22 protein-coding genes are annotated in these 16,898 nt (G+C 39.2%); 5 read left to right on the plus strand and 17 right to left on the minus strand.

From position 1 onward, the window contains the following. Positions 1-25 precede the first annotated feature (25 nt). Positions 26-241: a YdbC family protein gene (locus ACESNQ_RS05370; RefSeq protein ID WP_006145796.1), complete on the minus strand. Its 216-nt coding sequence runs from the start codon at positions 239-241 to the stop codon at positions 26-28. 92 nt (positions 242-333) lie between these two features. Between ACESNQ_RS05370 and ACESNQ_RS05375 the strand changes: the two genes are divergently transcribed. Then, positions 334-654 (plus strand): hypothetical protein, encoded by a 321-nt coding sequence (locus ACESNQ_RS05375; RefSeq protein WP_247913442.1) that lies wholly within the window; start codon positions 334-336, stop codon positions 652-654. 29 nt (positions 655-683) lie between these two features. Here the strand turns inward: ACESNQ_RS05375 and ACESNQ_RS05380 are convergent, their stop codons facing one another. The 7 genes from ACESNQ_RS05380 to rpsP all read right to left on the minus strand — a co-directional run bounded on the left by ACESNQ_RS05380 (position 684) and on the right by rpsP (position 4,909). Then, positions 684-1,022: an ATP cone domain-containing protein gene (locus tag ACESNQ_RS05380; protein WP_004253071.1), complete on the minus strand. Its 339-nt coding sequence runs from the start codon at positions 1,020-1,022 to the stop codon at positions 684-686. A 17-nt stretch (positions 1,023-1,039) separates the two neighbouring features. Then, positions 1,040-1,759 (minus strand): tRNA (guanosine(37)-N1)-methyltransferase TrmD, encoded by a 720-nt coding sequence (gene trmD, locus ACESNQ_RS05385; protein ID WP_368910803.1) that lies wholly within the window; start codon positions 1,757-1,759, stop codon positions 1,040-1,042. After that, the gene (gene rimM, locus ACESNQ_RS05390) at positions 1,749-2,267 is read right to left on the minus strand and encodes a ribosome maturation factor RimM (RefSeq protein WP_373075599.1); all 519 of its coding nucleotides are present in this window, start codon (positions 2,265-2,267) and stop codon (positions 1,749-1,751) included. Before rimM ends, trmD begins: the two co-directional genes overlap by 11 nt. A 74-nt stretch (positions 2,268-2,341) precedes the next feature. Then, positions 2,342-3,199, minus strand: a complete 858-nt coding sequence (locus ACESNQ_RS05395; RefSeq protein ID WP_373075601.1) for an alpha/beta fold hydrolase — start codon at positions 3,197-3,199, stop codon at positions 2,342-2,344. A gap of 149 nt (positions 3,200-3,348) precedes the next feature. After that, entirely contained in the window at positions 3,349-4,251 is a 903-nt protein-coding gene (locus ACESNQ_RS05400; protein ID WP_373075603.1) for a DMT family transporter, read from the minus strand. A gap of 126 nt (positions 4,252-4,377) precedes the next feature. Further along, a complete protein-coding gene (gene kphA / locus ACESNQ_RS05405; protein WP_373075605.1) occupies positions 4,378-4,617 on the minus strand; it encodes an RNA-binding protein KphA in 240 nt (79 codons plus the stop codon). Positions 4,618-4,636: 19 nt separating this feature from the next. Continuing rightward, positions 4,637-4,909 carry a 30S ribosomal protein S16 gene (gene rpsP, locus ACESNQ_RS05410; protein WP_004253064.1) on the minus strand — a complete coding sequence of 91 codons (273 nt, stop codon included), beginning with the start codon at positions 4,907-4,909 and terminating at the stop codon, positions 4,637-4,639. Between the two features lie 482 nt (positions 4,910-5,391). Here rpsP and ACESNQ_RS05415 point away from each other — a divergent pair, with 482 nt between their 5' ends. From ACESNQ_RS05415 to ACESNQ_RS05430, 4 genes are all read left to right on the plus strand, one after another. Next, the gene (locus tag ACESNQ_RS05415; protein ID WP_373075607.1) at positions 5,392-5,988 is read left to right on the plus strand and encodes a hypothetical protein; all 597 of its coding nucleotides are present in this window, start codon (positions 5,392-5,394) and stop codon (positions 5,986-5,988) included. 2 nt (positions 5,989-5,990) lie between these two features. Continuing rightward, positions 5,991-6,215 (plus strand): helix-turn-helix transcriptional regulator, encoded by a 225-nt coding sequence (locus ACESNQ_RS05420; RefSeq protein WP_373075609.1) that lies wholly within the window; start codon positions 5,991-5,993, stop codon positions 6,213-6,215. Between the two features lie 243 nt (positions 6,216-6,458). Continuing rightward, a complete protein-coding gene (locus ACESNQ_RS05425) occupies positions 6,459-6,620 on the plus strand; it encodes a hypothetical protein (protein WP_373075611.1) in 162 nt (53 codons plus the stop codon). A gap of 144 nt (positions 6,621-6,764) precedes the next feature. Then, positions 6,765-7,571: a peptidylprolyl isomerase gene (locus ACESNQ_RS05430; RefSeq protein ID WP_373075613.1), complete on the plus strand. Its 807-nt coding sequence runs from the start codon at positions 6,765-6,767 to the stop codon at positions 7,569-7,571. A 327-nt stretch (positions 7,572-7,898) separates the two neighbouring features. Here ACESNQ_RS05430 and ACESNQ_RS05435 read toward each other — a convergent pair whose 3' ends face one another. The 9 genes from ACESNQ_RS05435 to thiI form a co-directional block, all read right to left on the minus strand. Then, positions 7,899-9,440: an ABC-F family ATP-binding cassette domain-containing protein gene (locus ACESNQ_RS05435; protein ID WP_373075615.1), complete on the minus strand. Its 1,542-nt coding sequence runs from the start codon at positions 9,438-9,440 to the stop codon at positions 7,899-7,901. Position 9,441: 1 nt separating this feature from the next. Further along, a complete protein-coding gene (locus tag ACESNQ_RS05440; protein ID WP_373075617.1) occupies positions 9,442-9,915 on the minus strand; it encodes a VanZ family protein in 474 nt (157 codons plus the stop codon). Position 9,916: 1 nt separating this feature from the next. Next, complete coding sequence (rlmN, locus tag ACESNQ_RS05445; protein ID WP_004253810.1) at positions 9,917-11,002, minus strand: dual-specificity RNA methyltransferase RlmN; 1,086 nt, start codon at positions 11,000-11,002, stop codon at positions 9,917-9,919. A gap of 16 nt (positions 11,003-11,018) precedes the next feature. Then, complete coding sequence (locus tag ACESNQ_RS05450) at positions 11,019-11,552, minus strand: YutD family protein (RefSeq protein ID WP_004253808.1); 534 nt, start codon at positions 11,550-11,552, stop codon at positions 11,019-11,021. Positions 11,553-11,715: 163 nt separating this feature from the next. Further along, complete coding sequence (gene gla, locus ACESNQ_RS05455) at positions 11,716-12,621, minus strand: aquaglyceroporin Gla (RefSeq protein WP_373075619.1); 906 nt, start codon at positions 12,619-12,621, stop codon at positions 11,716-11,718. 158 nt (positions 12,622-12,779) lie between these two features. Next, the gene (locus ACESNQ_RS05460) at positions 12,780-13,946 is read right to left on the minus strand and encodes an ATP-grasp domain-containing protein (protein WP_373075621.1); all 1,167 of its coding nucleotides are present in this window, start codon (positions 13,944-13,946) and stop codon (positions 12,780-12,782) included. Between the two features lie 12 nt (positions 13,947-13,958). Then, complete coding sequence (locus ACESNQ_RS05465; RefSeq protein ID WP_075567841.1) at positions 13,959-14,699, minus strand: esterase family protein; 741 nt, start codon at positions 14,697-14,699, stop codon at positions 13,959-13,961. A 21-nt stretch (positions 14,700-14,720) separates the two neighbouring features. After that, positions 14,721-15,545, minus strand: a complete 825-nt coding sequence (locus ACESNQ_RS05470; protein WP_373075624.1) for an alpha/beta hydrolase — start codon at positions 15,543-15,545, stop codon at positions 14,721-14,723. A 135-nt stretch (positions 15,546-15,680) separates the two neighbouring features. Continuing rightward, positions 15,681-16,895 carry a tRNA uracil 4-sulfurtransferase ThiI gene (thiI, locus tag ACESNQ_RS05475; protein ID WP_373075626.1) on the minus strand — a complete coding sequence of 405 codons (1,215 nt, stop codon included), beginning with the start codon at positions 16,893-16,895 and terminating at the stop codon, positions 15,681-15,683. Between the last annotated feature and the right edge of the window lie 3 nt (positions 16,896-16,898).

Consider the following 16,898-nt stretch of genomic DNA (forward strand, 5'->3'; position numbering starts at 1 on the left):
TTTTTAATTCATCTGAGATGAATGTTTATTGATTCTTGAAAGCATCCACCATGACTTGAAACTCTTCGTTTGATAGGGTAATTCCCTTCCCCATCTTGGTGTGGTCGGGACTCCAGCTTCGAATGTCAAACTTTGCTGGTGCACCATTAAAGCTGACACGATTGATTTCTTTGGTCCATCCTTTTTCATTTTCAGATAGAGTAAGCAAGTGTTCTTCAATTTCAAATGTAAATTCTGCCATGTTTTTCTCCTTTTTGTTCTCAATTGATTATTCGAAAAATCTTGTAGATTTCATAAAATTTTTATATAATGATGTAAAGAAGGGAGGCCGGAATGAAAGATTTATTAAAACAGGCTTTGCAAAAGGTCCATGATTTTGTCAATGGACACGAAGATTCCATTCCTGAAAAAAGCGATTCCCTAATTGCTAGACTTGAAGAAGCCCTAGCCAAAAAAAAGGCTGTACATATCATCTTTGCGGAAACGAGTTTTACAGGCGATATTATCAAGTATGATACTGACCGCCAACAAATTATTGTTAAAAATTTCTCCAAAAACGTCAGCCGTATTATTCGAGTGTCGGATATTCGAAGGGTAACTTTCGTTCCCTCGACTATCCAAACGGCCCAAAAAAGAAGATTTAAGAAAGAGTGAGATGCTTTTATCATCTCACTCTTTTTCTATTAACGAATTTGTTCAAAATGAAGGTGAACAGCGATGTGGTCGCCGTAACCACTTCTCTCCAAATCACGTTGCAAACGGTAAGAGATATAGTGTTCTGCAATAGTGATATATCCTGCACCTAGTAAGCGGTGCTCAACCATTGATTGAATCATACTGATAGTCGCACGCTCTACTTTTGCTTCTTCCAAGTCCAAAACAACTTTTTTAGTAACTTGAGCTAGGTTTTGGCGCAAATCGTCCGTCAATACATAGACTGTTTGAGCCGCCTTAAGAATAGCTTGGTAGATTTTATCTGGATCAAAATCAGCGACTTGTCCATCACGTTTAATTACTTGCATAGGTTTCTCCTTTTAATTTAATTGTTATTTTCTTTTATTTCTGCTAACATTTTCTCTTCTTCTGCTGTCAATTCATACTCTTCCAGCAAAACAGGTCTACGTTGGTAAGTTTTCTTAAGGCTCTCATAGAGTCGCCATTGACGGATGTTTTCATGGTGTCCACTCATGAGCACATCCGGAACTAACATACCACGAAAATCGTAAGGCCGTGTGTATTGAGGATATTCCAAGAGACCTGATGAAAAGCTATCATCCTGGTGACTTGCTTCCTTTCCGATAACTTCTGGAATCAAGCGAACCGTCGCATCAATCATGGTCATTGCAGCTAGTTCTCCTCCGGTCAAGACATAATCTCCAAGAGATATCTCATCTGTTACCAAGGTCTTAATCCTCTCATCATAACCTTCGTAGTGACCACAGATAAAGATGAGTTCCTCTTCTTGAGCTAAATCTTCCGCATAAGCCTGGTCAAACTGCTTACCAGCTGGATCCAAGAGAATCACGCGCGGATTCTTTTTTTCAATAGCATCAAAGGCATCAAAAATCGGTTGTGCTCGAAGTAGCATACCTTGGCCACCACCATAAGGTTCGTCATCTACATGACGAGATTTTTCTGCGTAATCTCTAAAATTATGGTATTGGATATCTAAAAGTCCCTTTTCACGAGCTTTCCCAACAATCGAATGTTCTAGCGGTGAAAACATTTCAGGAAAGAGGGTTAAAATATCAATCTTCATCGTCTAACCCTTCTAAGAGTTCTACATCGACACGGTTATTAGGAATATCTACATTAAGGACAACAGGCGGAATATAAGGTAAGAGAAGGTCTCGTTTACCTTTTCGTTTGACTACCCAGACATCATTGGCGCCTGGCTGAAGGATTTCCTTGATAGTTCCAATCAAGTTATCTCCCTCATAGACTTCTAAACCAATTATCTCGTGGTAATAAAACTCACCCTCATCCAGGTCATTGAGATTTTCCTCTGCAACCTTCAGACTGTAACCCTTGTATTTTTCAATATCATTGATATGGTACATGTCTTTGAATTTGATGATATCGAAGTTTTTTTGTTTACGGTGGCTTGCAATGACCACTGTGCGCACAAACTGATCGTTTTCATCAAATAAGGCAAGCTCTGCCCCTTTTTTAAAGCGTTCTTCAGCAAAATCTGTCACTGACAAGACCCGCATTTCACCTTGCAAGCCCTGTGTATTAACAATCTTTCCAACGTTAAAGTAGTTCATTTAATCTCCTGTGTATCTTACTCCCTTTATTTTATCATGTTACAGGGATTTTCACAAGCTGAATAGGTCCTATCTTACAAGGCTACTACTTCTTCAAAAAAATCACCAACTATCTGATTAAACACTTTAGGATGGTCATTCATCGGTTGGTGTTTGCTATCTGAAATCGTTACTTGACGCGCATTGGGATTTAGAGCAATGATACCATCATAGATTATTTTTAGGTGTTTAGGAAAATCATTTTCGCCTCTTACTAATAGCATGGGAGGATTTCCTTTATATCCTTCTATCTCATGAACTGCTAAGAAACCTGTGATTCCAAGGTTCAAGAAAACATCTCGCCCAGTTTCTATAATGGCCGTCTTAACCAATTCTCTTGTGATAGGGTTATCAGTACACATTTTTGAGTTCTTATCAGCAATCACCTTCCATGGAATCGTTTTATACATAAGAGAACTATATTTGATTCGACCTCTTTCTTTATCTGATAGGTAACGATGCTGTCCCCAACTATCTACCATGACCATGGCTAGGACTCTTTCTGGATGGCGATAGGTGTACTCTTGAAGTGGATTTCCTCCCCAAGAATGACCAACCAATATCACCTTATCTAGCTGGAAATAGGACAAAATAGCATCTACATCTTGAACAGCGCCTTCCAAGTCGGGAAGGCCAACTTTCATAGGTGATTCACCCTGCCCTCTAACATTGACAAAGTAAAGGTCAAATCCATCAAAAGCATCATACTGGTGGGCCCACATCTGACTACGGCCACAAGCTCCATGATAGAAAATAATGTGGCCTTTATTTGCGTTCCCAGGACGATGATAAACAACCAAATCACAATCTAATACTGGTATAATGTGGCGTACCAAAGTCTCGGGTTCTCTGTTATAAAAAGCAATAGCTTCAGCAATATCATTTGGCTTCATTTCTATACTCTCTCCTCTTTATCCTGATATCATTCTTTTTATCTATTTTATCATGCTATATTAAAATCATCGTATTCCAAGCAAAATTTCATTAAAAATTTTGAATTTTCTGCATCATTTAGGTAAAGAAAAAGACTGCTAAGCAATCTTTACTTTTTTCTCATCAGATTCATGCCTAAAATTCCAGCAATAATCATGGATGCACCAAGCAAGTGATAACTATAAATTGGTTCCTGCAGAATTACCGCTCCTGCTACAATGGTTAAAATAGTTCCAAGATTTCCAAAAACACTAACTGTTGATGCTCCTAGTCTAACAATAGAATAAATAGATAAAGCCGCTGTTACGATTGAGGCTAGAATTCCTAAATAGAGGATAGAAAAGATATAGCCAACATGACCAAGGGGTTCAAAATAGCCCATTAGATTGCTACTTGCGATGTAAGAAAAGAGACTTAAGCAATTAAAAACAATAAAGCCGACTAGAATCACAACTACAGTCAGGTCCATAACCTTGTACTGGCCTCCCTTGTACTTGCTGAGGATATTATTAATGGCATTTGAGAAAACAGATCCAAGCATCAATACATAGCCAAAGATAGCTGTACCTGCTCCAAAATTAGCTCCCTTACTAAGAAAAATATAAACAACCCCTGCAACAGAAAGAAAAAGAAAGAACTTTTGAACCATCGTGGTTTTTTCCTTTAAAAAGATTGAGGCCAAAATGAGGGTAATGATGGGCACCAGGGCTTGCAAAATCCCAGCTTCAGATGATGAAATATACTGAAGAGCAAAGGATTGGAACATGAAAAAGAAGATGGGATAAAAGAGACTCATTGGTAAGATTGATAAAATATCCTCTTTTGTAAGCTTTACCTGTATCACCTTGGATTGTTGAAGAATGAATAAGACTAGAGTTGCGACTGTATAGCGATGGGCTAAGTTGGTCAAAGGACTAGCAAATCCTAAGGCAACCTTGGTAAATAGAAAAGAAAACCCAATAATAGTTGAAAAAGATAAGGCTGCTAAATAGGCTTTTGTTTTTTCGTTCATAAATTATAATTCCCTTTGCATCTTGATATCATCAAGTAAAAATGTATCAGGCTAAGACCTGATACTTAATGATGATCGCTATTACTATTCTCCTTGCAAAAAAAGCGAGACCATGGCCCGCTTTTCTTATTTTTCGTCAATAACGATTCTTACTTTTTTGTCTTCAGTTGGGACAGAGTAGACAATCGTTCTTATCGCAGAAATAGTGCGACCCTTACGACCGATTACACGACCCACATCGCTCTGGTCAAGATCTAAACGATATTCCAAAAATTCTGGTGTATCTTCAATCTTGATAGTTAAGGCATCTGGTTGTGAAATCAAAGGTTTCACAATTGCAATAATAAGATTTTCAATTGTATCCATCTGTCAACCTACTTTAAACTTATTTTGAGAATTTAGAATCGTGGAATTTCTTCAATACGCCTTCTTTTGAAAGGATGTTGCGAACTGTATCTGAAGGTTGAGCTCCATCAGCCAACCATGCAAGAATACGGTCTTCTTTCAAAGTTACTTGGTTTTCTTCAACAAGTGGGTTGTATGTTCCAACTGTTTCGATGAAACGTCCGTCACGTGGTGAACGTGAATCTGCTACGTTAATACGGTAGAAAGGTTTTTTCTTAGAACCCATACGAGTCAAACGGATTTTAACTGCCATTTTTAATATCTCTTTTCTTTTTATTATTTATTTCGGTGAAATAGCTAAGCTATTTAGCACATGTTCTATTATATCAGATTTCTGAGAGGTGTCAAGAAAAAAACTTGACAGACTTTAAAAATTTTAAATTTTTTGGACTAATAGGGATAAATTAGAAAGAAAAAATTAACTTCTACACCTACAAAGCTTATTCTGACAGACTTTATAACAGTCTAAGAAAAAAGAAAAGATTCATACAGTATCTAGATTTTCCAAAGATTCTTTATCATCAAATATTGTTAACGAAGCTATACAAACCAAATCCGATGCATTGCTTCAAAGAATTCTTTAGTTGTTTGACTATCAAGGGCTTTTATTAAAAAATTTTTTCAAATAATTACCACATTGACACATAAAATTCTTGCTTTCTAAATTTAAGTGTGATATATTTATAACATAACATTTAAATGTTATATATTTATAACACAAAAAAGGAGTCTATCATGAAAAAAAGTCAAAAAATGCTTGGCCTCATTGCAATGATTGCCGTAGCTCTCTTTATTGATTTTATTGTTTTATTTGGTTCTAATCTTAGTTGGGAACCCAAGTTAGTTATTACTGGTATTTCAGTGTCAGGTCAAATTATAGCTATTTGGAGCTGGCTACATATGAAACCACGGCCTCATAAGATTCAGAAAGGTATGGGGAAGACTATTTTTGACTTGTCTGCTAAGCTTTACACGGTACTTTTATTTGCAGCAAGCATTTTTTATACAGTAGGGATTTGGGTTGCGACCCCAAGCGTAAGTTCTGGTATTAAAGAATGGATTTTGGGAATTGGCCTCGTTATTGAAGTGATTGTATTTGGTTTTTTCTGTTTGAAAAATGTCAAGGAAACTCCGGATGAACGCTTTTATGCTAATTTAGCCAAGGCAGCTAGCTTGATGTTTGTTTTTATACTAGGCGCACTGATAATCCTAGCAGTTATCATTGGGTATATGGGGTCTCTCACTCTTTACATGGGCCAGATCTTTATTAGCATAGCTGCCTTGATTTTCATCTTTGCGGTTGTCTATTTTATCTTGGAACGGAGAGGATAAGTATGGCCAAAGAAAGCAATATTATTACTAATCTCAAATCTGTTCGTGAGTCCACAGACATGACCCAGCAAGAGTTAGCCGACCTCATCGGCATGCGACGCGAGACAATTCTGCACTTGGAAAATAACCGTTACAATCCTTCACTGGAAATGGCTCTTAAAATTGCTCAAGTTTTTAATCTGAAAGTAGAAGACCTCTTTAAACTCAGACAGAAAGAGGAAGCATAATTCTTTTCGAGACCTAGCATTAAGTTCATTGATTCATTAGGAATTAAGCCGAAAGAAAAAATCCTTTGAAAATGTACTCTTAAAATATAGTAATTCTTATGGCATTGATATCCCAAAACATTTAGACACGCTTGTTGAAAAAGGATATGCTAATATCGAAACCGCCTTTGACTCGCTTTACCATCTAAATGCTACTATGAAAAAGAGTATCCTTAAAAAGAAGGTATTACTGGTCTCTCCAAGATGAAGGCCACCGAATTGAATCAATCACTTCATGAGCATTTTTCAGAAGAAGAATTAGCTAACCGCTTTTCAATTCGTGGCTATAAACTAACTTCAAAAGGTGAACAAGCCCTCAAAGACCATCAAGCAATCATTGACCGCCATCCTAAAAAGAATCTTTAATCAACCAAAGCTGGTTGATTTTTTTGACTGTAGAAATTTCGTACCATCATTTTTCCAGTGACTTATATGTACACCAACCACTTACATTTGAAATCCCCTTTCTTTTACGGTACAATGGTAGAAATGAATTTTGAAAGGAATAACATGAAAAAATTAGCTACACTACTACTCATTTCAACTTTTGCTCTTGGTGGATGTACAAGCATCCAACGTGCTCTTCGTGGTGATGATTACGTAGATTCTAAAATTGCTGCTGAAGAAAGTTCTAAAGCCGCTACTCAAGCAGAAAAAGATTTGAAAGACGCCTTAACAAATGAAAATGCTAACTTCCCTCAACTTTCTAAGGAAGTAGCTGAAGATGAGGCTGAAGCTATCCTTCACACAAGTCAAGGTGATATTCGTATCAAACTCTTTCCAAAGTTAGCTCCTCTAGCAGTTGAAAATTTCCTAACTCACGCTAAAGAAGGTTACTACAATGGCGTTACCTTCCATCGTGTAATAGATGGCTTTATGATTCAAGGTGGAGATCCAAAAGGAAATGGTACGGGAGGCCAATCTATCTGGCATGGTAAGGATAATACCAAGGATACTGGAACAGGTTTTAAAAATGAAATTTCTCCATATCTCTATAATATCCGTGGTTCTCTATCTATGGCCAATACTGGTCAACCAAATTCAAATGGTAGCCAATTCTTCATTAACCAAAGTACAACAGACTATTCATCTAAACTTCCTACAAGTAGCTATCCTAAGAAAATTATCGAAGCCTACAAAGAAGGTGGAAATCCTACTCTAGATGGGAAACACCCCGTCTTTGGTCAAGTAATTGATGGGATGGACGTAGTAGATAAAATCGCCAAAGCTGAAAAAGACGAAAAAGACAAACCAACTACTGCTATCACTATCGATAGTATCGAAATTGTTAAAGACTACGATTTCAGTAAACAATAACATCATTAATTATAAGGAGATGTAAAAATGATTCTATTTTGGGGTCAAAAGGTTACCAAAAAGTGTTGGGACATACACAGACTACTATCGAATGTGGCCATTGTAACAATGTTGATACTTGGGAAATTACGGAATATGGACGCAAGTTCACTCTTTATTGGATTCCTCTCTTTCCTTACGGAAAAACTTATTTCGTTTCTTGCCCGATTTGTCACTACGGTAAAGAAATCCAAAAATCTGAGATTGAAACCTATTTGAATTACTAGTCAAAAAGCCAAGTCACACAGACTTGGCTTTTTCCTATTCTAGTTTTGCGGGCTTCTCTTTTTATGTTAGCTCATTGAAATCCCAGATTTGATCCATCCAGCCTTCATAGAAGTCTGGTTCGTGGCAAACCATTAGAATGCTTCCTTTGTATTCTTTAAGCGCCCGTTTGAGTTCGTCCTTGGCATCCACATCCAAATGGTTGGTAGGTTCGTCTAGAACAAGGACATTGTTCTCACGGTTCATCAAGAGACAGAAACGCACTTTGGCTTGCTCTCCACCTGAAAGAACTTGAATTTGACTTTCGATGTGTTTAGTCGTCAAACCACAACGGGCAAGAGCAGCACGGACTTCAGCCTGATTGAGGGCTGGAAAGGCATTCCAGACAGCTTCTAGTGGTGTCTGGCGATTGCCTCCTTCTACTTCCTGTTCAAAGTAGCCGAGTTCTAGGTAGTCCCCACGTTCAACCTCCCCAGCAATTGGTGGAATAATTCCCAAAAGAGATTTCAAGAGGGTTGTTTTCCCGATACCATTGGCACCAATGATAGCAACCTTTTGATTGCGTTCAAAGGTAAGATTTAAGGGCTTGGTAAGGGGACGGTCGTAACCAATCTGCAAGTCCTTGGCTTGGAAGATAAAGCGACCAGGTGTACGAGCTGTTTTGAAATCAAAGGACGGCTTTGGTTTCTCACTTTGGAGCTCGATAATATCCATCTTGTCCAATTTCTTCTGGCGAGACATGGCCATGTTTCGAGTTGCGACACGAGCTTTATTACGGGCCACAAAGTCTTTGAGGTCCGCAATTTCTTTCTGTTGACGCTCATAGGCTGCTTCCAGTTGCGATTTCTTCATGGCATAGACTTCTTGGAACTGGTAGTAATCTCCAGAATAACGAGTCAACTGTTGATTTTCAACGTGATATACGATATTGATAACATCATTGAGGAATGGAATATCGTGCGAAATAAGGACAAAGGCATTCTCATAGTTCTGCAGATAACGTTTGAGCCAGTCAATATGCTCAGCATCCAGATAGTTGGTTGGCTCGTCCAAAAGCAAGATATCTGGCTTTTCAAGAAGGAGTTTGGCTAAAAGGACCTTGGTTCTTTGTCCACCTGACAAGGCGGTTACGTCCGTATCCATACCATAATCCATGACACCAAGAGCACGCGCGACTTCGTCAATCTTAGCATCCAAGGTGTAAAAGTCACGGCTTTCCAAACGATCCTGAAGTTCGCCAACTTCTTCCATCAGAGCCTCAATATCAGCGCCCTCTTCTGCCATTTCCATGTAGAGATCATTGATACGAGCTTCGGCTTTGAATAATTCGTCAAAGGCAGTACGAAGAACATCACGCACGGTTTGACCTTCTTTGAGCACCGCATGCTGATCTAGGTAGCCAGCTGTCACATATTTAGACCATTCCACCTTACCTTCATCAGGTAACATTTTACCAGTTACGATGCTCATGAAAGTTGATTTCCCTTCACCATTAGCACCGACCAGACCGATATGTTCACCTTTGAGGAGGCGGAAGGATACGTCTTCAAAAATCGCACGGTCACCAAAACCGTGACTTAAATTTTTTACTTCTAAGATACTCATTTTAATTCCTTATCTTGTTTTTATGTAGTAGTTTATAAAGGACCCAAGCCAGGTAACCACCCAAAGTGTTGGTCCATAAATCATCAATCTCAAATACCCGATTAAAATCAAAGAAAAAATCTAAAACTAATTGTGTGCATTCGATTCCCAAGCTCAATAAAAAGCTAAACAAAATCACACGCTTCGTTTTTTTTAGACTAGGGATGAGATAGAGAAGCTGAAAAATTAAAGGGAAGAGCAAGAGGATATTTAAAGCATTTTGTAAAAAAATCCAAAATAGTTGTATAGGACTGGTTACTTCTCCCAGATTCCAAAGGGAGTTAAAAGGCGTCAAAAGAAAAACCAGGCGTCCAAAAGTTTGAATACCTGGAGTTTCCACTCCTGTAGGAAGTTGAGGCTGGGGAGTAAAACAAAAACAGACGATACAAAGACTATATAGCACGATTCCCAGGCTTAGTAATGTTTTTCTATTCATCTTATGGATTTACTTCAGCTACTGCTTTTTGGCGATCACGTTTCATGGTATTTGAACGCAATTGTCCGCATGCGGCATCGATATCTGTACCGTGTTCTTGACGAACAACACAGTTGACGCCTTTTTTCTTGAGCGTATCATAGAAGGCCATTACACGCTCTTTCGGACTACGACTGTATTGGTCGTGCTCACTGACCGGGTTGTAAGGAATCAAGTTGACATATGACAATTTCTTAATGTTCTTGAGCAATTCTGCCAACTCAAGCGCTTGTTCAACTCCATCATTGACTTCATTAAGCATGATATACTCAAAAGTCACACGGCGGTTGGTTGTTTCGATGTAATACTCAATCGCTGCAAAGAGTTTTTCAATTGGAAAGGCACGGTTAATCTTCATAATGCTTGAACGCAGTTCATTGTTTGGAGCATGAAGAGAAACAGCAAGGTTAACCTGTACTCCTTCATTGGCAAACTCACGAATCTTGTGAGCCAAACCAGAAGTTGATACGGTGATATGACGAGCACCAATTGCCATTCCCTTATCGTCATTGATGGTACGAATAAAGTTCAAAACGTTATTATAGTTATCAAATGGTTCTCCAATACCCATAACAACGATATGGCTAACACGCTCATCTTGACCACGTTCGTCAAAATATTTTTGAACCAACATAATCTGGGCAACAATTTCTCCGTTATTGAGGTCACGTTGCTTCTTAATCAAACCTGATGCACAGAAGGTACAACCGATATTGCATCCTACCTGAGTTGTTACACAGACTGATAAACCGTAGTGTTGACGCATAAGCACAGTTTCAATCAGCATACCGTCTGGTAACTCAAAGAGATACTTCACAGTACCATCGGCTGACTCTTGAACAATACGTTGTTTCAAGGGATTGACTACAAACTGCTCGTTGAGCTTGGCAATCAAATCCTTAGACAAGTTAGTCATTTCTTCAAATGTCTGAACACGTTTACGGTAAAGCCATTCCCAGATTTGATCCGCTCGGAATTTCTTTTCTCCTTGCTCTAAGACCCATTCTTGCATTCCTTGACGAGTTAAACTATAAATCGACGGTTTCATCTTTTCTCCTTATTTTCTAGTCTTTCTTACGGATGACGAAATGACGTTGTCCCTTTTCTTCATTCTGAGGTTTCTGTTCTTTACGGCGACGTCTATTTCTCTTGTCTGTATGATTTTTTTTCTTATTTTGAGAAGACTTTTTCCCTTTACGGTTGTCTTTCTCTTCTTCTTTCTTGCGCATTTTTTGGTCAAATGGTGCTCGTTTCGGAGTCTCATTTTCTAAGACAAAATAGGCACATCCATAGCTACAATACTCGAGTAGGTAATCTTGTAAACGACTGATTTTCTCGAGAGATTCTTCAGCTCGCTCATTCTTGTAGAATCCTCGCAAGCGCAACTGCTCATTGCTCCAGTCTCCTACAATATAATCATACTTGTTTAAAACTTCCGAAAAGCGTTGAGTAAAAGCTGTTGCATCAAAGGCTTCCTTACTATTTTCAACCAAGTTGAAGGTGAAACCTTCAGCCTCGACTTTATCTCCAGATAGATGAAATTCTGGACCAGGGAATTTATTGTAATTGTATAATTCAGGTGCAATTTCTTTACGCATAATATTCCTTTTTAACGTTTACTTAATACTCTATTTTACCATATTTTTGCCATATTTACATCTTTTGATTTAAAATGAAAAAAGTCTGACGATTTCACCCTTTAATTCTAAAAGACACAACTGTACTAAAAAGAAAAAACTGGGAAAACCCAGTTCTTAAGTATTATAGGTAAAGTAATTTGAAAAGTGCTACAGCGGCAATAGCAGCAGCAATCGGTGCAACTACTGGTACCCAAGCATACCACCATTTTGAATCACCCTTGTGTTCACCAAGGATTGATTTAGGAAGTACTGCGTGAAGAAGACGTGGTCCAAAGTCACGAGCTGGGTTCAAACCTGGTCCTGAAGGTCCACCAAGTGAAGTAACCAAAGCCATTACCAAGAAACCAAGTGCCAAGTGTGCAATACCAAGACCTGGTGACAAGAATGGAGCGACTTGTGTTTTCGCTTGTTCAAGATATGTAGCGACTTGTTCTTGAGGAATTGTTTGACCTTGAGCAGTCGCTTGTGCCACTTGGTCATTAATCAATGCTTGAGCTTTTGTAACTAACTCAGCACCAAAGAAGTTCTTTGTTAAACCAAGTGCTGCAAAGAAAAGAACAAATGATCCAATAAACTCATTGATAAATCCGTTCACAGTTGCTGCATAACGTGATTCTTTTGTTCCGTGGTCGATACTTGAAATTGTTGAGAAAGTTCCCAAGATGTTATTTGGATTTTCTGTCTTCAAGTAGTAAGGACGGTGAGTCGCAACAACCAAGGCTTGTCCGAAGATTGCTCCCAAAACTTGTGCGATGATGTATTGGGCTACTTGTGACCAAGGGAAGAGACCGCTAACTGCAAGTCCAAGAGTGAAGGCTGGGTTGATATGGTTACCAGAAACGTTACCAAACATCAAAGCTGGGATCATAACCCCCATACCGTAACCAACAGCGATAACGAGCCAGCCACTTTGGTGGCCTTTCGTACCTTTAAGTTCAACGTTGGCAACTGCACCATTACCCAAGATAATCAAGATAGCTGTTCCCAAAAATTCAGTGGCATATTTGACTGCCCATGTGAAATCCATTGATAGATTCTCCTTAATATTTTTTAGACAATCCCTATTCTATCAATTTTTAAACCTTTTAGCAACAGATTTTCTAAAAGAATCCAAGGGGAAAACGCTTTTATTTCAAGTCTACAAAAAAGACCTAACAAACATCCTTTGTTAAGTCCTAATTTCGATTATTCTTGACGCTGACCAAAATCCTTAATCATCTGCTCCATTTCCTCACGACTTGGTGTCGTAAGCATATAGAGATAGTCTCCTTGCAATTCAGCAAAGGCTGCCGGCATGATTTTCTTTACTTTGAACTGTTGACCATATTTAGCGAGCAAGTCTTCTTCTGAATAAACATAGTTAGCATTGGCGCGACGAGATGTTGCTAAGCAATACTGGGTTTCAAACGGAGACTCTGGGAATGCTTCACCTGCAACGATAGCTGCATAGCCCTTGTACAAATCTAAAGAATGAGCATAGTTATAGACATCAATAGTGAAGCCACCCGCTGGACGGTTATTGTACTCAATGGCAATATAATCATCACCCTCACGGAAGAACTCGATATGGAAGAAACGTTCTTTCATACCAAATTCCTTGACAATAGCCTCACCATACTTGCGAAGTTTCGGATCCATATCTTTAAGAACATAGTATGAATTGTCCATCTTGTAAATCATGAGATCAAGGGGTGTATGGGCATAGTCAAAGGTAGTTGAAAAGACAATATTCCCATCTCTATCTACCAAACCATCGAAGGTACAGATTTCACTAGAGGTAACAAATTTTTCAAAGAAATAAACTGTTGAATGGTCCCATTCAGCCTTAAAGTGGTTTACATCATCTTCTGTTTCTAGTTTGAAAGTTGCGGCTGCCCCAACTCCATTATCAGGTTTGGCAATCATGGGAAGACCGATTTCTTTCACAGCTTTGTCAACATCTGCTTCTGTTTCAATGACAGCACCTGGAACGACTGGTACCCCAGCTTTTTGGAAGAGTTTTTTCATCTCAGACTTGAACTTGGTCTTCTTGAGATCTTCTGGTTTGGCACCAAAAACATTGAACTGTTCACGAAGGGCAGCATCCAACTCTAGCCAGTATTCATTGTGTGATTCAATGCGATCAATTGGACCATGCTTATAGAAAAGAAAGGCAACTGATCGTTTAACCTCATCGATATTTTCAAGATTATCAACTCGGAAGTACTCCGTCAAGCTATTGCGTAATGGTTCATCTAGTTGTTCGTAGGGTTCTTGCCCAATCCCTAGAACTGTGATTCCTTTATTGGCTAGCTCAATACTAAATTGCTGAAAATTTTGTGGGTAATAGGGTGAAATTACAAGATAATTCATAAGCAACTCCTTTTATAGACTCATATGACCGAGGAAATAAGGCATTTGTTTGCGCCACCATTCCCAGTCATGGGCAACATCGTGCCCCCATTCTGCAAACCAGGCAGGAATTTGTTTTTGGTCAAAGGCTTCTTTTAACTTGTAGTAAGAAGGAAGGCCATCCTGTTCCCAAGCACCTAGTCCTGTACAGATGACAATCTCAGCCTGACGGTAACGATCGATAAACCAACCATCATTTTGATTCCAGATATAGTCTACTGGTGAATTTTGATAGATAGCATCATCGTTGTAGTAATCTCCAACAAAGAAACGAGCATCATAGACACCACTGAGGGCGATAACCTTGGTAAAGACATCTGGATGCTGGAGGAAGAAATTCAAAGCGTGATAGGCTCCCATAGAGCACCCTGTTGTCATCATACCGTCAAACCAGCCTGTCTTGTGCTTGATAAAAGGAATAGCTTCTTCAATCACATATCGTTCATAGGCACGGTGCATCTCAGCTTGATCATGACTATTTTTCCAAGTCGCAAGCCAGCTCTCACTATCTACACTTGAAAGGGTAAAGAACTGCACGCGACCTTCTTCAATAAAGGATGCACAAGCATCAATCATGCCAAAATCATAGTATTCATTGTGGCTACCACCTGAAGAAGCAAAGACAACAACTGGGATGCCTCCATGTCCGTATCGATTGACATACATTTCACGGTTAAGATGACCACTCCAGTGGCTAAGATGTTCAATATGCATATCCTGTCTCCTTTATACTAATTACCAATTTTCTGCAAAAAAGCGTAGGCAAGCTGGAAGATTTTCTGACCATGGCACTTCATGGTGAATGGCTCCAGCCTGAACCTTGAGTGAGAGATTTTCCAACTCAACTCCTCCTGCTATCAAATCATGATAATAGCGAAGGGAAGAGTCGATATAGGCCTGCTTAATATTACCAGCCATAAGGGTCTTGTCTGTATCGTCTGCTTCTTCCGTACCAACATAGATAAAGACACGTTGGTCAGGTAATAGTTTTTTTCGTTCCATATAGCGATCAAAGGCCTCTTGGTGAAGCCAGTTGGCTGATGAGAACACTCCCAAACACCCAATTTGATCCTGATACTCCAAGCCAATAAACTGGGTAATATTGCCACCTAGAGAAGACCCAACCATAGCAGTATGCTTGCGGTCAGACTTTGTACGATAGTTTTCATCGATAAAAGGTTTGACCACTTCCATGACAAACTCAGCGTACTCGACACCCTTTCCACCAAACTGTTGGCCAGGAATATTAGACTCTTGGAATTTCCATGCCGCATACTCATTCATCCGTCCTAGACCATCATTATCAATGGCCACTACAATCATACGGCTGATATCTGGATTCCGTTTAATGGTAGGAATGATCTTCCATGAATGACCGACATAAGATTCTTTACTGTAAAAGACATTTTGACCATCATGGAAATAGACAACCGGATAAGTTCGATCCGTGTCTTTCTCGTAGTTTTTCGGGAGGAGAACACGTACACAGCGCTCCTTGCCTGTGTATGGAACCTTGAGTTTATGTTCTCGCATTTTCAGGTAAAAGTAGGATTGATTCATTGTCAGAAAACTCTCTATATTCAAAATTTTATCTAATTATATCATAAAAATAGAAAAAAAGTCAGTTCCCGTCCAAATTTAGGACAATAAACTAACTTTTTTTACTTATTTTATTTTTTCCTCTGGTTTTTCTGATTAAAGGAGGTCATCAATTAACTCATCAACCGCATCTTTCTCAGCTTGAGGGGTAATTTCAGTAATCATAATTCCTGCTACTGCTCGCTCAACCAATCCTTCAACATCCATACGTGTTTCATACTGTTCAGCATTCTTAATTTTAGGATTTGTTTTCGGACGATCAGGCGCAAAAATCGTACAACAGTCCTCAAAAGGTTGGATAGAAATTTCAAAGGTGTCAATTTCCTGAGCAATATCAATGATTTCCAACTTATCCATAGTCACAACTGGACGGATAATTGGTGTATTGGTCACGGCATTGATAGCCTGCATACTTTCTAAGGTTTGGCTTGCCACCTGACCAAGACTTTCACCATTGATGATGACCAAACCATTTCGCACTTCACGGATACGATCGGTAATGCGCATCATAAATCGACGAGTCAGCGTCATCAGATAGGCTTCTGGAGCTTTAGCCTTAATCTCTTCTTGGATTTCAGTGAAAGGCACTTCGATAAACTGGATATTTCCACCGAACTTAGTCAATTTACGGGTCAAATCCTGCGCTTTCTTGAGGGCGCCTGGACTGGTGTACGGTGGGCTCGCAAAGTGAACAGCCTCGATATCTACTCCACGTTTTAGAGCTAGATATCCAGCAACAGGTGAGTCAATCCCACCTGACAACATGAGCATTCCTTTACCAGAAGTTCCAACTGGCAACCCACCTGCTCCTCGAATGGTCTCATAAGAAAGATAGGCTGCTTCCTCACGAATTTCCACTTGAAGGTTAATGTCAGGATTTTTCATTTGTGCTTGCACATTTGGAATAGCATCAAATACTGCTCCACCAAGAGTTTGGTTGAGTTCTCGACTGTCTAACTCAAAGTTATGGTCGCTTCGCTTACTTGAGATCTTAAAGGTCATGCCTTCCTTATAGATGTCCCGCATAATCTCTTGGACAGCAGATTTAAGAACTTCTACAGATTTTTCAACCTTATATACTGGAGAAAAGTTTTGAATCCCGAAAACCTGTTTGAGAGACTCAGCTACTGCTGCATAGTCGGCTCCATTAAGATAAGCATGGGCACGGTCGCGATCAGCAGTTACCTTGACTTGAGGATAGATAGATACAACATCTGAGATATTATTACGTAGTTTATTGATGAAACGCATCCGGTTTTTACCTTTGGTTGAAAGTTCCCCGTAGCGAATCATAATTTCTGAATATTGCATGAA

The sequence above is a fragment of the Streptococcus infantis genome (assembly GCF_964243025.1).
In the GTDB taxonomy this organism is placed as follows: Bacteria; Bacillota; Bacilli; order Lactobacillales; family Streptococcaceae; genus Streptococcus; species Streptococcus infantis_N.